This is a genomic window from Pleionea litopenaei (assembly GCF_031198435.1).
In the GTDB taxonomy this organism is placed as follows: domain Bacteria; phylum Pseudomonadota; class Gammaproteobacteria; order Enterobacterales; family Kangiellaceae; genus Pleionea; species Pleionea litopenaei.
Genome location: NZ_CP133548.1, coordinates 1,691,845 through 1,706,500, shown reverse-complemented (window position 1 = coordinate 1,706,500; position 14,656 = coordinate 1,691,845). Strand labels below are relative to the sequence as shown.

15 protein-coding genes are annotated in these 14,656 nt (G+C 42.8%); 9 read left to right on the top strand and 6 right to left on the bottom strand.

The genetic code is table 11. The features are described 5' to 3' along the window. The gene (locus Q9312_RS07635) at positions 1 to 1,050 is read left to right on the top strand and encodes an alpha/beta hydrolase family protein (RefSeq protein ID WP_309204002.1); all 1,050 of its coding nucleotides are present in this window, start codon (positions 1 to 3) and stop codon (positions 1,048 to 1,050) included. A gap of 226 nt (positions 1,051 to 1,276) precedes the next feature. Here Q9312_RS07635 and cysG read toward each other — a convergent pair whose 3' ends face one another. The 3 genes from cysG to Q9312_RS07620 all read right to left on the bottom strand — a co-directional run bounded on the left by cysG (position 1,277) and on the right by Q9312_RS07620 (position 4,944). Further along, complete coding sequence (gene cysG, locus Q9312_RS07630) at positions 1,277 to 2,749, bottom strand: siroheme synthase CysG (protein WP_309204001.1); 1,473 nt, start codon at positions 2,747 to 2,749, stop codon at positions 1,277 to 1,279. A gap of 197 nt (positions 2,750 to 2,946) precedes the next feature. Beyond that, the gene (locus Q9312_RS07625) at positions 2,947 to 3,642 is read right to left on the bottom strand and encodes a PDC sensor domain-containing protein (RefSeq protein ID WP_309204000.1); all 696 of its coding nucleotides are present in this window, start codon (positions 3,640 to 3,642) and stop codon (positions 2,947 to 2,949) included. Between the two features lie 186 nt (positions 3,643 to 3,828). After that, positions 3,829 to 4,944: a CvpA family protein gene (locus Q9312_RS07620; RefSeq protein WP_309203998.1), complete on the bottom strand. Its 1,116-nt coding sequence runs from the start codon at positions 4,942 to 4,944 to the stop codon at positions 3,829 to 3,831. 215 nt (positions 4,945 to 5,159) lie between these two features. On the opposite strand from Q9312_RS07620, the gene Q9312_RS07615 reads away from it, so the two are divergent. The 5 genes from Q9312_RS07615 to Q9312_RS07595 all read left to right on the top strand — a co-directional run bounded on the left by Q9312_RS07615 (position 5,160) and on the right by Q9312_RS07595 (position 10,628). Beyond that, positions 5,160 to 5,975: a DUF817 domain-containing protein gene (locus Q9312_RS07615; protein ID WP_309203996.1), complete on the top strand. Its 816-nt coding sequence runs from the start codon at positions 5,160 to 5,162 to the stop codon at positions 5,973 to 5,975. A gap of 245 nt (positions 5,976 to 6,220) precedes the next feature. Then, positions 6,221 to 6,772: a GbsR/MarR family transcriptional regulator gene (locus Q9312_RS07610; RefSeq protein ID WP_309203995.1), complete on the top strand. Its 552-nt coding sequence runs from the start codon at positions 6,221 to 6,223 to the stop codon at positions 6,770 to 6,772. Between the two features lie 81 nt (positions 6,773 to 6,853). Continuing rightward, positions 6,854 to 8,341, top strand: a complete 1,488-nt coding sequence (locus Q9312_RS07605; protein ID WP_309204484.1) for a cytochrome ubiquinol oxidase subunit I — start codon at positions 6,854 to 6,856, stop codon at positions 8,339 to 8,341. After that, positions 8,338 to 9,333, top strand: coding sequence for a cytochrome d ubiquinol oxidase subunit II (cydB, locus tag Q9312_RS07600; RefSeq protein WP_309203994.1), 996 nt, complete (start codon positions 8,338 to 8,340; stop codon positions 9,331 to 9,333). Before Q9312_RS07605 ends, cydB begins: the two co-directional genes overlap by 4 nt. A gap of 101 nt (positions 9,334 to 9,434) precedes the next feature. Next, complete coding sequence (locus Q9312_RS07595; RefSeq protein WP_309203993.1) at positions 9,435 to 10,628, top strand: MFS transporter; 1,194 nt, start codon at positions 9,435 to 9,437, stop codon at positions 10,626 to 10,628. A gap of 32 nt (positions 10,629 to 10,660) precedes the next feature. On the opposite strand, the gene Q9312_RS07590 is transcribed toward Q9312_RS07595, so the two are convergent. The 3 genes from Q9312_RS07590 to Q9312_RS07580 all read right to left on the bottom strand — a co-directional run bounded on the left by Q9312_RS07590 (position 10,661) and on the right by Q9312_RS07580 (position 12,556). Then, positions 10,661 to 11,371: a L,D-transpeptidase family protein gene (locus Q9312_RS07590; protein ID WP_309203992.1), complete on the bottom strand. Its 711-nt coding sequence runs from the start codon at positions 11,369 to 11,371 to the stop codon at positions 10,661 to 10,663. Positions 11,372 to 11,375: 4 nt separating this feature from the next. Continuing rightward, positions 11,376 to 12,038, bottom strand: a complete 663-nt coding sequence (locus tag Q9312_RS07585; RefSeq protein ID WP_309203991.1) for a class I SAM-dependent DNA methyltransferase — start codon at positions 12,036 to 12,038, stop codon at positions 11,376 to 11,378. A gap of 281 nt (positions 12,039 to 12,319) precedes the next feature. Continuing rightward, on the bottom strand, positions 12,320 to 12,556 hold the full coding sequence (locus tag Q9312_RS07580; protein ID WP_309203990.1) for a hypothetical protein: 237 nt from the start codon (positions 12,554 to 12,556) through the stop codon (positions 12,320 to 12,322). 149 nt (positions 12,557 to 12,705) lie between these two features. On the opposite strand from Q9312_RS07580, the gene Q9312_RS07575 reads away from it, so the two are divergent. From Q9312_RS07575 to Q9312_RS07565, 3 genes are all read left to right on the top strand, one after another. After that, a complete protein-coding gene (locus Q9312_RS07575) occupies positions 12,706 to 13,137 on the top strand; it encodes a hypothetical protein (protein ID WP_309203989.1) in 432 nt (143 codons plus the stop codon). 94 nt (positions 13,138 to 13,231) lie between these two features. Next, complete coding sequence (locus tag Q9312_RS07570; RefSeq protein ID WP_309203988.1) at positions 13,232 to 13,801, top strand: hypothetical protein; 570 nt, start codon at positions 13,232 to 13,234, stop codon at positions 13,799 to 13,801. 214 nt (positions 13,802 to 14,015) lie between these two features. After that, positions 14,016 to 14,516 carry a papain-like cysteine protease family protein gene (locus tag Q9312_RS07565; protein ID WP_309203987.1) on the top strand — a complete coding sequence of 167 codons (501 nt, stop codon included), beginning with the start codon at positions 14,016 to 14,018 and terminating at the stop codon, positions 14,514 to 14,516. Positions 14,517 to 14,656: the final 140 nt, after the last annotated feature.

Sequence of the window (14,656 nt, the reverse complement as noted above, 5' to 3'; positions counted from 1 at the left end):
ATGGCGAATGTATTTAGATTAAAAGTTATTAGTTTAAGCGTATTGCTTTTGCTTTTGCTTCTGCCTGGCTGTGCTCGAACTGTTCAAAGCGTCGGAATTCAATATCTTTCTGTTCCAAGTGCCAAAAATACGCCAGAATTTGTTGCCCAGATCTGGTACCCAACTGAACATGGCACGGTGAAAAAATACGGCGAGAGTCGAATTCGCCCTGGATACTTTGCTATCCCAGATGGAGACTATGCCAATCAAGCGCCAGCGTCTCTTATTGTATTGGTACATGGCTCAGGCGGGTCTGCCGATAGTATGGCATGGTTAGCGACAGAGTTTGCAAAACGAGGAAGTATTGTTGTCGCAGCCGATCATCCCGCAAGCAGTGGCGGCGATCCAGAACGAGCGAGTTTACTTAATGTTTGGACACAACCGGAAGACATTCATCGTTTGTTAGACGTCGTTATAAATTCACCCTGGGGACCGCGCATAAACCAAAAGAATATCGCCGTGGTAGGTTTCTCGCTTGGAGGCACTTCATCTATCTTAGTGGCGGGAGGTCAATTACAGCTTCAACGCTTCCCTGAATTCTGCAATAGTAACAATGATGGCGCATGTACAGCATTCTCCCATCACTTTAAGAATTTTGACGATGATTTTTATAATCGTGCAAACGGAAAGTTTTTAGACTCAAGGATAAGTGCCGCCGTTGCTATCGCACCGGGCTTTACTGAGTCTTTAGTAATAGAATCCGTTGAATCGCTCCCAACGCCATTGCTTCTTCTCAGTGGAGGAATGGATCAGCAACTACCACCGAGCACTCATGTCTATCCAATACGAGACTACCTTCCAGAACATAGCCGATACGTAGAAATTGAAAATGCCCAACACTTTAGCTTTCTCCCTTTATGCGGCGATGGTGCCATTGAAGTGTTATCAGAGACAAAGGAAGAGTTTGTCTGCCAAGAGTTCGGAAGTAAAACCAGAGAAGAAATTCACTATGCAACCTTTTTCGAAATTGCGAATTTTTTGCAGTCTAAAGGTTTTGATATTGATTTTTAGATTGTTATATTCTGAGCCTATCGAATAAGTGGCTGGTTACCATGAAAGGGCTTGTTGTGGATTATAGCGTATCAATTGATACTTATAGAGTGCAATCGACATATAACAAGCGGTCGGTGTCGCGTTGGGGTACACGCGAACTCAATCACCGCCGTAAAATCGAACATTAGCAAACCTTAAAAATACCACTAATGCCGATTACTGACTTTTTTATCTTAACCAATAACTAAGCAATTTTTCTCAGCGGTTCGGCCACATCGTCTTGCTCAATCAGTGGTAATGCTTCAATCAATGGAAGGTCATTTGATGGTTGATTTAATTCATCATACAGCGAAACCACTTCACCAATAATAATCATTGCGGGCGATTCAATTTTGGCTTGTACTACTTTTTCAGCTATCGATGTTAAATCGCCAATCACTACTTTTTGATCCGGTCTTGTGGCGTTTTGAACGACAGCCACCGGGGTGTTTGCTAAGCGACCGTGATTAATCAGCTGCTCACTGATGGTTGTTAAACCCGTTAAGCCCATGTATATCACCAAGGTATTATTCGACTGAGCTAATGCTGGCCAATTTAAATCCACTGTGTTGTTTTTTAAGTGACCAGTCGCAAAGGTTACCGATTGAGCGAAGTCTCTGTGGGTTAATGGAATGCCACAGTAATTAGCCGTTCCTGCAGCAGAGGTAATGCCCGGAACAGCTTCGAAAGCGACACCGGCTTTGACCAACTGTTGCGCTTCTTCTCCACCGCGCCCAAAGATATAAGGATCACCACCTTTGAGTCGTACAACGCGTTTACCTTGGTTGGCTAAATCGATGAGCAACTGATTAATTTCATTTTGCGGCACGCAATGCGCGGCTTTTTCTTTGCCCACGTAAATGCGGTCGGCGTCGCGACGAATTAAATTTAAAATGGGCTTAGAAACAAGACGGTCATACACCACGACATCCGCTTGTTGCATTAATCGCAGCGCTTTAAACGTTAGTAAGTCAGGATCACCAGGCCCTGCGCCAACCAAATAGACCTCACCTTTAGTCGGTACATCACTAGCGTTCACCGCATGTTGCAAATGTTGTTGCAGTAAGCTTTCTGCTTTGGCCGATTCATTGTTAAAGACTTTATCAGCAATGACGCCTTCAAAGACGTTTTCCCAAAAGCGTTTACGGAGAGTTCCGGTCGGTAAGGCGGCTTTAACACGATGACGAAATTTAGCGGCCAGTTGAGCCAATTTACCGTAGCTGGCGGGAATCCATGATTCTAATTTTCCACGAATTAATCGTGCCAGTACTGGCGCTTCGCCCCCTGAGCTGATCGCAATGGTCAGAGGAGAGCGGTCAACAATCGCCGGTGTGATAAACGAGCACAAAGGACTGTTATCCACCACATTGACGAAAAGCTTTCGCTCTTCAGCGTCGTTGAAGACTTGCTGGTTTACTTGAGCGTTGGCGGTTGCTGCAATGACTAGGTGAACATCATTTAGATCATCTGATTGATACTCTCGCTCAATGATTGAAAGACGTTGATGATTTACCCTGTTGACGAAGGCGACAAGGCTACTGCCTAACTCAGGCGCAACGACTATCACTTCGGCTCCAGCTTGGTAGACCAAGCTTAATTTGCGGACTGCGACTTCACCTGCGCCAACAATCAGCACTTTGCGACCGCGAAGTTGCGTAAAAATAGGGAAGAAGTTCATTGTCATTACCACCTGTACTATCGGAGGCAAATTGTCACAAGTGAGCAAACTTTAAACAAATAACGCTGTTCTATAGCGTTATAGTAAAAGTGAATATCGTTAAAATGCCCATCTCTAAAATAACCATCGTTAAAATCACCATCAGTAGAGGCATTCATAACAGTACAGGCGTCCGTGAATACTATTTAGTCTAAATACTATTTGGTCTGAATATTCAACTTGAGCAGGTCAGATAAGGACAACTCATTTAAGTTTTCACTGGTTACGTCGATACCACCAATTAATACACCGATGATTTGTCCGTTTGATTCGATTGGGATGGCCATGTGAAATGAATAGGTATTGGAACTTTGATCCCACTGTGCTTCTGATACGTACCGTTCTTGAGTCATAAAAGGCTTGATGAATTTAGTTTCATCTCCTTGCCAAAAATCAGTGGAGCCCGGGTAAGAGCTAATAAGGCCGCCGAACCAATCGGTAAGAAGAATTTCTGAGAATCGAAATTGTGGGTCGTTGACTAAATACTTTAATTGAGCGCTCAGTTTTTGAGGCAATCGCTTTTGCTGTTCTTGATGATCAATGGGCCAAGTTTGGTCTTCGGCTAAAACGAAACGCATGTGTTCTTGTGTCATAGGACGGACAATCAACGAACGCAGCTCTGGCTGCAAACTGAGTTGTTCGAGTTGATATTGGTGACTTTCAATCAGGCTGCGCTTGAGTGTTGGATCCGTTTCGAATGCATTGATGGAGTGATTGACTAAGACGGTTATCGTGACGAATAGGGCGAGTGTTGCTCGCCTAAGGGACCGCACTTTTTTCAACCTAGACCGTCTGCGCACCGCCGGGCATAGACCGAGTAATTCAGGTGCTTGTTGTACGTTTGGTCGTCGCATCGTTAAACGCTGCCTAAGTGCATTCAAAAATGTCTATCGGCACGGCAATGAATGGTGAAGCTCTCATAAAGCTCAATCATTGCAGTCCGCTATGACGTCACTTCCAAGTGAAACTAGGTCAGTGAAACCTAGAATATTGCTATGAGTATAGAAGTTTGACGCTAATAGGCAAATTGAATCCGAGATTTAGGGTTGATCCTCTGAATTTTTATCTGTTGGTTGCTTTGGCTTTTCATCTGAGTAGTGGATTTGACCCTTTTCATCGACCCAACGATAAATCTTATTGGATTTGATATCGCTTTCATCGGTGGTGGTTAAGCGTGTTGAGGGTTCCGCTGCTTTGAGCTGCTGCGAGTAGGCAACTGCTTCAGGAGAGACGAGTCTTTCAAAGAGTTGAGTGATTTTTTCTGAGTTCAGTAGCTTCAATACATCACCTCGATTGAACAGCTCTCGAAGCTCAGGGTCGTTAATAATTGCTTGAGTTTGCGGATCGTTCTGAACAAACTGAGCCCGTGCCCACATATCCCGAATTTTCTCAGCCATGGGCTGTTGATCATTAGAGTCAGTGTTTAACTCACTCTGCAAAGCCTTGAAGTCTGGTTGATTAAGTAAGCGGCGAAAGGCTGGCAGTTGCGCAATGGCATTCACGTCACCTTGGTTAAGCACCGATTGATTGCGAGGATCTAAAAATAAGTCACGAAACTCTTCACTGCTGGTTAGCCCGCGAACGTGATGAATCGTTACCTCGGGTGTTTCCATCAATTTTGCAGTGACCTCTGCCAGTTCGGGTTGATCGGTGGTCACCGACATGGCGCTTTTGACCAGTTGACTGATAAACTGTCGTGACCACTTTTCTACGGCACTGAATTCTACGGTGGGGGCTGTGGCGGTTGAGTCTGCAACCGGACGTTTTAAAATTTGCTCGCCAGTCGAACCAGCCCAAACCAATAATAGTCCGACAAATACACCAATCAAACTACCGACGGCCGCGCCCGCTATTCGATTAGGAGACGATAAGTTTTGTCCTTTATTCGTTAGTCGATTGTAGATAAAACTAAATAAGAGGTCGGTGATAACACTGGTGACCACAAACAGTGCGATAGCGGCGACAAGATAACCAAGTAGTCCATTCAGTGTCGAACTCTGGTTGAGCCAATGAGCAACACCGGGAGCAAAAAGAAAGGTGACGGTATAGGCAATGGCTAATCCGAGGACTCGCAGCAGAAGCTTGACTATACCTTTTCGATACCCTTGATAAACAAAGTAACTGACAGCGGCAAGGAGTATCAGAATATAAAGCATGGGCTTCTCGGTAATGGTTTTAGAAAATCAACGTTAGTGATACCTAGTTTGAACAATAAATGAGTGTTTCGCAATTATAACGACTGAATTTTGCCGAAATTTCACGGTCGTATGGTTGAGGGTTTTGTCGGTGTGGATCTTTTTATCGCCGCTGTCAGGTTGCGTTGACTGATTAATATGTGTAAAAAGACGTCAATAAAAATAGAGTAGTGATCGTGTTGGTAGATTATATAAAAGAGTTTATTCGTTTCGGATTAAAGCAGGCTTACGCGTGTTTGTTCGGTGGATTCCTTCTATTGGTTATGATTGTGACCAAGTATTGGTATCCACTTGAATCCATTCATCGCTACGACTTCATCTTCTTATCAGCGATTGCATTTCAAGTGTTTTTATTAGCGACCAAGTTAGAAACGTGGCGAGAATCCTTGGTCATCGTTATATTTCATATCGTTGCGACGGTTATGGAATTATTTAAAACTTCTGACGCGATAGGTTCGTGGTACTACCCCGAAGATTATTACTTTGGCATTGCCAATGTTCCTTTATTTACGGGTTTTATGTACAGCGCGGTTGGTAGTTATTTAGCACGAGTTTGGCGATTGTTTGATTTTCAATATTCAAACTATCCAAATAAAAAGTTAACCATTGCCTTGGTGATTGCTATATACCTTAACTTTTTTACGCATCACTTTATTTGGGATTTCCGCTGGGTTTTATTAGCCTTAACAGTTTGGATGTTTTTTTCTACCCGAATTTATTTTCGAGTGATTGAACAGCATCGCTCAATGCCTCTTTTACTGGGTTGGTTTTTAGTGTCTCTTTTTATTTGGTTTGCCGAAAATATAGCGACCTTTGTCGATATTTGGCACTACCCAAATCAATCAGAAAGCTGGAGGTTGGTTTCATGGGCAAAATTGAGCTCTTGGTATCTACTCATGCTGCTAAGTTTTGTGCTGGTCAGCTTGATAAATCAAGTGACGTTATTTACCTCGCAAAAAGCATCGACAAACCTGGCAGAAGCTAAGTCTTGAGCGCGCCTAGTCGGTCGCATCAAATACACTCGCCTTTGTTTTGCCTATTCGAACGTCATACAAATCGACGCATTTACTGAGCGAAAAAGCCATAGTAAAAATGTGGTTAATAATTATTCTTATTTAATCTATCGACTTTGCTTGTTGATCGGCGTCACTATCTATATAATTTTCAGAAATTTCTGAAAGTTCAGGTTTTGGTGATGAGGTTTTTAAAGTGAGGTTTTTGTAGTGAGGTTGTTAAAGTGAATATCCCTTCTGATATTGAGTCTTTTGTCGTTCACTTCGGTGAAATGGGCAGCCGCTGGGGCTTCAACCGCACAGTGGGTCAAATGTTAGCGTTGATTGTTCTGTCTGAAAATCCACTGAATGCTGATCAAATTGCTGAAATGCTCGGCGTGTCTCGCGGCAACGTGAGCATGGGGCTGAAAGAGTTACAGTCTTGGCAGCTCATTCGAACTCAACCGCAACCTGGTGATCGCAAAGACTACTTCAAACCTTCAGGCACTATTTGGGAGCTTGCTCTTCAAGTGCTCTCTGAACGCCGCAAGCGAGAAGTGGATCCTACATTATCGGTGTTGCGCAGCGAATTGATGAACGCCGAAAGTGATCCGTCGAACGATTACGCACACGCCAAAATGCAAGAGATTCATGACTTGCTCGAACTGTTTTTGCGTTGGTTCGATGACATTCAAAAAATGAACCCTGATAACTTAAAAACTTTACTCAAACTTGGCTCGGGCGTGGGTAAAGTTTTAGGAATGAAAGATCGTCTGTTGTCGCGCTCAGAGTCGTAATATTCATTTTTTTAGTTAACTTTTAATGGACTGTTGTTTTAAGCAGTTCTTTCACCACTGTAGGAGGTTACTGCCGTGGATATGGTCAATGAGTCAACCTTAATACTGTCTCGAATTCAGTTTGCGTTGAACATTAGTTTTCATATTTTATTTCCCACCATCACTATCGCACTCGCGTGGTTTTTATTTTACATCAAAGTTCGTCATCATATATCTGGCCATCCGGTATGGATGCGAGTGTACCGATTTTGGGTCAAAATTTTCGCACTAACCTTTGCGGTTGGTGTTGTTAGTGGTATCACCATGAGCTTTCAGTTTGGCACTAACTGGCCTGGCTTTATGGAGAAAGTGGGCAACATTGCGGGCCCCTTGTTAGGCTACGAAGTATTAACCGCCTTTTTTATGGAAGCGACGTTTTTAGGTGCCATGCTTTTTGGTATTAAACGCTTACCTCCTTGGTTTCATACTTTATCGACGTTGCTCGTCGCAGTTGGCACATCGTTGTCGGCGTTTTGGATATTGGCGCTAAACTCATGGATGCAAACCCCTCAAGGTTTCGAAATGATCGATGGCATTGCACACCCAACGGATTGGTGGGCAATCATTTTTAATCCTTCGTTTCCTTATCGTTTAATGCATATGTTGTTAGCATCAGGATTAACTGCGAGCTTTTTAGTTGCGGGTATATCTGCCTATCGAATTTTAAAAGGTGATGAAAAACGAGCGCCAAGGGTTGCGTTAAGAATCGGCTGTTTTAGCGCGGCCATCTTAATTCCCATTCAGATTTTTGTCGGAGACTTGCATGGTTTAAACACGTTAAAGCATCAACCTCAGAAAGTTGCGGCAATGGAAGGCGTCTGGGAAACCGAGCGCGGAGTTCCATTACTGTTGTTCGCAATACCTGATCAAGAAGAACGAACCAATCATTGGGAAGTGGCTGTTCCGAATCTTGCGAGTCTGATATTAACCCACGATAAAGACGGCGAAATAAAAGGCTTAAATGAATTTAAGGGTGAACATCCTCCTGTTGCTCCGATTTTTTATGGTTTTCGGGTAATGGTTGGAATCGGTATGTTGATGTTCGTTAGCAGTTGGATAGCCAGTTTTTGGCTGATAAGAAAAAATGCGTTACCCAGCTGGGCTTTAAAAACTTTGCATTGGATGACCTTTTCAGGATGGGTTGCGACATTGGCCGGGTGGTATGTTACAGAAATAGGGCGTCAGCCGTATTTAGTGTCGGGCGTATTAACCACCGCTGATGCTGCTACTACGATTCCTCCGGCAAATGTTGGCATTTCTTTGACCTTGTACGCCATTGTTTATGCGGTTTTATTGTACGCCTATATTCATACCTTGTTTTATATGGCTCGCAAGTCGGTTCAAGTGGATGAGATCACAACACTCAATGAAAGCTGGCATAAGCGTTCACCTGCCGTACAAGACGATGAAGCAACTCTAACAAAAGCAATGCTAACAAAAGCAATGCCAACAGAAACACGGCAGGTTGAATCCAGCAACACCGCAACGACGTCTTCTCAAACTGAATCAAATGGGGGCATAGTGTCATGATGGCTGAATTACTTCCCACGATATTTTTACTATTAATGGGTGTGGCCGTATTAATGTATGCCATTCTCGATGGTTTCGACTTGGGGATTGGTATTATACTTCCGCAGAATAACTTGCAACATCGCAATCAAATGATTGCGTCGATAGGTCCCTTTTGGGATGCCAACGAAACCTGGTTAGTGTTGGCGGTGGGCATTCTGCTGATCGCTTTTCCTGCGGCGCATAATATTGTACTAAGAGAACTCTATTTGCCTGCGGTCATCATGCTGATCGGTTTAATTTTACGCGGCGTAGCTTTTGACTTTCGAGCGAAAGCCGTGACTCGCTATCAATCGACATGGGACAAAGTATTTCAAGCGGGATCGTTAACGGCTGCATTGTCGCAAGGTTTTATGCTTGGATTGTACGTTACCGGATTTCAATACAGTGTACTAACCATCGTCTTCTCTCTTCTCACCGCTATTGGAGCCGCGGCTGCCTATGTTTATATTGGTGGTGCTTGGTTGGTACTGAAAACAGAAGGGGAGTTACAGCGTTATGGTGCGAAAAAAGCTCGGCAATCGGGTTGGTTAATGGCGCTCTCTTTTATTGCGATTTGTATTGTCAATCCATTGCTCAATCCACAAGTCGCGGAACGCTGGTTTACATTACCCGGTGCCTTGGTGGTTTTCTTAATTCCACTCATGTGCGGACTTATTTGGCTGATCGTTGATCAATATTTGCGTTATGTGCCGTTACAAGAAGATCGGGCATGTTGGATGCCATTTGTGGGGGCCGCGTTTATTTTTACGCTGTGTTTAACCGGCTTTGCTTACAGTTACTACCCAGATGTGATTCCTGGTCAGCTTTCCGCCGATGAGGCTGCAAGTGCAACGGCTTCGCTTCAATTTGTTTTTTATGGGGTGGTGATTGTTTTGCCAGTGATCCTTGCTTATACCTTATTGTCTTATCGAATCTTTAAGGGAAAAACCACAGAGCTAAACTACTATTAGATTCCAACAAGGTCATCAAATTTAATCGGTCGTCGACTGGCGAAAGTTAAGTAACTCACGTACACTTGCGCCAGTCAAAAGCTTTATAGGTAATGCCAACGATGACTGCTCAACGCCAGCCATTTCAATTACTCATGTTAATGGCGATAGTTATGCCGTTAGCCTTTTCTAGCTGGATGACGCTGCTGAATAATTTCACCATCGATGTTGCTCAATTCAATGGCCAAGATATTGGTTTATTGCAAAGTATTCGCGAAGTACCTGGCTTTTTAGCCTTCACGGCAATTTTTATTCTGGCACTGTTGCATGAGCAGCGTTTTGCCTTAATCAGTCTTCTATTGCTGGCTGTCGGAGTTTTCGCGACACCGTTTTTTCCTAGCACCATGGGTTTGCTGGTGACCACCTTTATTATGTCGACCGGATTTCATTACTTTGAAACCTTGAATCAGTCACTAAAGTGGCAGTGGTTAGAGAAAGAGCATGCTGCACAACAAATGGGTAAGCTGATTGGTATCGGATCTATCTGTTCTTTAACGGTCTACGCTTTTATTTGGTTGGCGAACAACATTCTCGAATTACCCTACCTTTATATGTATTTAATAACTTCGGGTGCTGCCCTGTTGATTATTGGCTATATGTGGCTCGCGTTTCCTTTGTTTAAGGCACCGGTTGAACAACATAAAAAAATTGTATTACGTAAAGCTTATTGGTTGTATTACGCCCTGACTTTTATGAGTGGCGCGAGAAGACAGATCTTCATGGTGTTTGCTGGGTTTATGATGGTAGAAAAATTTGGCTATAACGTCGGTGATATTGCACTTCTCTATTTAGTTAATCACCTGTTCAACTTCTTTTTTGCTGAAAAAATTGGTCGTTGGATCGGCCGTGTTGGTGAACGCAAGGCTCTGCTATTTGAGTATATTGGCTTATTCTTAGTATTTACCAGTTATGCGTTCGTGGATGATCGTCACTTAGCTGCCGGTTTGTATATTGTTGATCATCTCTTCTTTGCTATGGCGATAGCCATTAAAACCTACTTTCAAAAGATCGCTGAGCCAAAAGATTTAGCGGCAACCGCAGCGGTAAGCTTTACCATTAATCATATCGCTGCCGTGGTGATTCCTGTGACCTTTGGCGCCATATGGTTAACATCGCCGTCGTTAGTATTTTTGATCGGTGCCGGTATGGCAATAACGTCGCTCGTGTTAAGTCGATTTATTCCTCTCGCACCCACGCAAGATCATCGTGTTTCTGGCTTCTTTCAAAAGTTTGATTTAAACCAAGCGAAGCAATAACGATTAACGTTTTTGGCCATTCATTTTGATGATTAATGTTCAAAGGTGTATTTACCATCGACGACGTTAACGTTTGGTGGTTGATGATGCTCTTCGAACCACTGATAGCCCTGTTGCAAATTTTTCCAAAAATCATACCAGCGATGTTCTTTATGCTGAGCTAAATTTCTATCATTGAGCTCAAAAGGGAAAATATGGACACGAAAAAAGGGTTGACCATTTTTTAGTGCCGCCGCGGCTAACGCATAGATTTCTTCGATTTTTTCATCGGTCATGGCGTAACATCCAATCGACACACAATTACCATGAACCATTAATGCATCTCCGGTTCGTTTGTAAAACCGATCGTATTGGTTTGGGTATCCAATGTTAAATGACAGATGAAAGCGCGACCAAGGGTTAAGTCGGTTCGCATTAACGAAGTAAAAACCTTCAGGACTCTGCCAGTCTCCTTGTTTAAGCTTCGGACCTAAATCGCCAGAAAAACGACAGATTTTATAAGTCTTGAATTTTTTGTATTGTTTTTGAGCGTTTTCTATCCATACTTCTAGCGTTTCGGATTGCTTGAATACTCGAATAAATATGGGGGCACCGTACGAGAGTTGTTGTTCTTGCAGTTCTTTAATTAATTGAGGTTCTACGCGCTTTATTGCTTTTTCGGCTCGTTGGCTGGTCGGAAATTCAGCGGATACTGCCAAGTTTAACGTTGCTATTAAGAGTATCGAAATAATCAGTTTAGACATTTTCTTAACCTTCAGGCTTTTTTACGATCATATAGGCATGTAACTCCGGATATTGATCAAACTCTAAGTGACAGCAGTCTGCTCCAAGGGATAGAAACAACTCGAGGAAACCCCGCGTGCCTAGGGTTGAATAAGGTATTGTTGGTCCCATTGCATTATTTTGATGCTCATCGGCGTCTTTGGTTCCGCCAAAAGAGAAAATTAAAACGCCCTGAGTTGTTAACGCCTGATATAGCTTGGTCATCACCGGTATTTGTTGTTGCAATGGCAAATGCCAGACACTGTCCCAGGCGCTGATAAAATCGTAAGATTTCTCTGGTAACCACGTTTGAATGTCTTGATGATAATAGTTAGCGTTGCTAGGTAATTGTTTCGCTTTTATGAGCATTTGCTCAGATACATCGATTGCATCGACTTGAAATTGATGGCGCTCAAGTAAGTTAATGATGCGGTTTGTGCAGCCACATCCGACATCTAATGCGTTTTTTGTGCTTTGAGTTGAAGTCTGTTTTTGAGTTGAAATATGTTTTTGAGCTAAATCGAAATTTTTACTAAATGCGATAGCCTTTTCGTGAGCGGCGATACCATTAGTAAAGTCAAAGTGAGGGGCTTCCCATCTTTGAGTAATTTGATCATAGGCTTCGCCAACTTTGTTTTTACTCATCATTAACTCGTCTAATACGCCGTATATATAGTCTATCGATTTTAATTATTCGTTGATTCTATTTCAATGAAAGTAAATTGAAACGGTAATTAATAGCTCATTGAATTGGGAGCATTCAAACGTAATATAAATTGTTTTTTAATGTTTTCGGTGCTCGTTCAATTTGAGCATCGAGACAATTAATGCCCATTATGACGCCCGTACAGCTTCCGAGCAATATTACGCAAAGAAGAACGGAAGTGACTTTTAAGGGTAGGGTAAATATTAATAGAGAGAAGAAGTTTCTATCTTTGTTGTTTGAGTTTAAAAATAGCATTCTGTATGGCACGTTTTGGCGTAAGGCGAGCGTTCTTTTTCATTTCATGATCGATCAATCTTTCCGCAAGAGAGATATCGCCACTGCACAGCCTGACTAACTCGCGCATCGGATGCTCGGCTTTGCCTGCTTTGCTATTAGGCAAGTACTTTAGCCATACTCCAATAAAAGCGACTAGAATGACAAGAAATAAAATGAGATGCAAAATTGAGTCCGGTTCAACAGATATTCCAAATATTAATAGCGAAGTGTACTTGATCTTGCTGCTAAGTAGAATGTTTTTTATACTTTTCAATCAAAGTGATGAACCGATCTTCGGTTTTAAGTCGTATAAGGAAAAAAGAAGTGGTCCGAATGAAGTATTTAGGATTGGCAATCGCCAGTGTAGGTTTCGCCATGTTTTTAAGTGGATGTGGCGCTAAAGCAAAAAATTTGGCAAATGAAAGCCGATTAAATGAGGCTTATTTTGTTAATACATCCTCAGATGAAGAGTATGGGTATCAACCTGAAAAAGCATTATTGTTAGGTGGTTTTTTATTTGGTACCGACTCTCAAGATTATCATTACATATATTTCAATCGATTGCGTGGTCCTTCCGGGCAAGAGGTTTCGGTTAAACGTACGGGCAGTTGTTGCGGATTTAAAGACGAAAACTTACCGTTTGGTGGCGGTATGCTAGATTTATATGAGCTGACTTACGAAGGTTTAGAAAAGCCCGTGGTTGTTTATGTTAACTTGTATCGGTTTGAAGAACCTAAAGCACCACAAGGCTTTATATTATTGTAATAAAGACACATTATTCTTAAGCAATTGCACGACTTGAAATCATTTGAAAATGGTCGATAAGCAGGCGGCCTTATTGAAATAAACAAGGAGTACCATGGCATTAAGACTTTTCTCTGGCAACATCAGTTTGTACTTTGGCCAGTTTTATATTGATGAACCTGAACAATCTGAGGAGAAGTTGCCAGAGGACAGTGATGTTCAAGACGACGATTTATATCTTGATATCGATTCGGCTTTTGAAAGTCAAAATAACGGTCTCTGCGGTGCTTGCCATCAAGGTAAGTTATTTTTTATTGCTGGGCCGCAAGACGGTACTGCGCAAGTGATGGTCGAAGTGTTAGACGAAGAACCTCCGATTTTTGAACAGGCGGAAGATGTGGTTGAGTGTTCCTTTCGTGCAATGTCGGATCAATTACACTTGTGTGAATGGGCGAACGAGAAAACTTACCTTTTGAATCTGCCGGTTGGCCAATATGTGGTGCGCTATACCATCACAGGAACCGATGCAGACTATTCGGAGTCTGACCCGATTGACAAGCCTCTGCCCGGGCAACGTTATGTTGTGCAATTTTGGCCCGGAAATATTTCCAGTGATCGCATTGTTTTGGCGAATAGTCAGAAAGGTCATTATTGGCACAAGCAACTCGGCAAGAATAGTGCTTAGGGGTAATCCCTTGACTCCTCCATATTGGCAGACTGGCGTTGCCTGACTCATGTTGTGGTGACGAGAAGTGAAGGCCACTGACTTTCTATCGAAAATTAAAAACCCCTTTTTTTGAATCTCTTCCGTTTATAGCTCTCCTAGTCATTTGGTTAGGCTGATCTATGCTTATAGTAGTCTTGGATTAGTAAACAAAAGGAATGATTGGAGGGCTAATATGTCTCACATTATGAAATCACTGATTGTATTTCTGGTCGTTGGACTTAGCGTTAATTTATCAGCCATTGAGCGACAAATGGCGCAGAACTGGTGTTGGGCAGCGTCGGTGCAAGATGTTATGGCACAAGCCGGCTTGTATCAAACCCAACCACAAATTGCTGCAAGACTTGACGGTTGGCCACGCGATCGACCGGCATACATTCAAGAATTAGTCATGTTGTTGAACTCTTATGGTTTTAGAGCTTGGCAAGCCGGTCGGCCAGGATCGCCGCAAGAACTCTACTCGATCTTAACTCAAGGTTGGAAGCTCATAGCTTTTGTTCGTCCGTCGTCAGGACCGGTCGGACACTTTATTGTGATTCAAGGCATTGACCCGCATACCGGAGGAATTATTGTCTCTGACCCATGGACTGGGCAAACTTACTTTACTAGCCTAGCGCAGCTTTATCAGACTTGGCGCTGGGGAGACTCGGTGGTTGTTGGCGCTCCAATGCGTTAGTGGATTTATGACGGCTGCTGAGTAAGTATCGTCTTTGAGAAATCTTTGTTTCTGAGAAATCATAGCTGCTGAGAAATCATTGCTTGGCAGCGGACCCTCTTTTTAAAACGCTCACTTTTATCTTGACAACTGTAGAGATA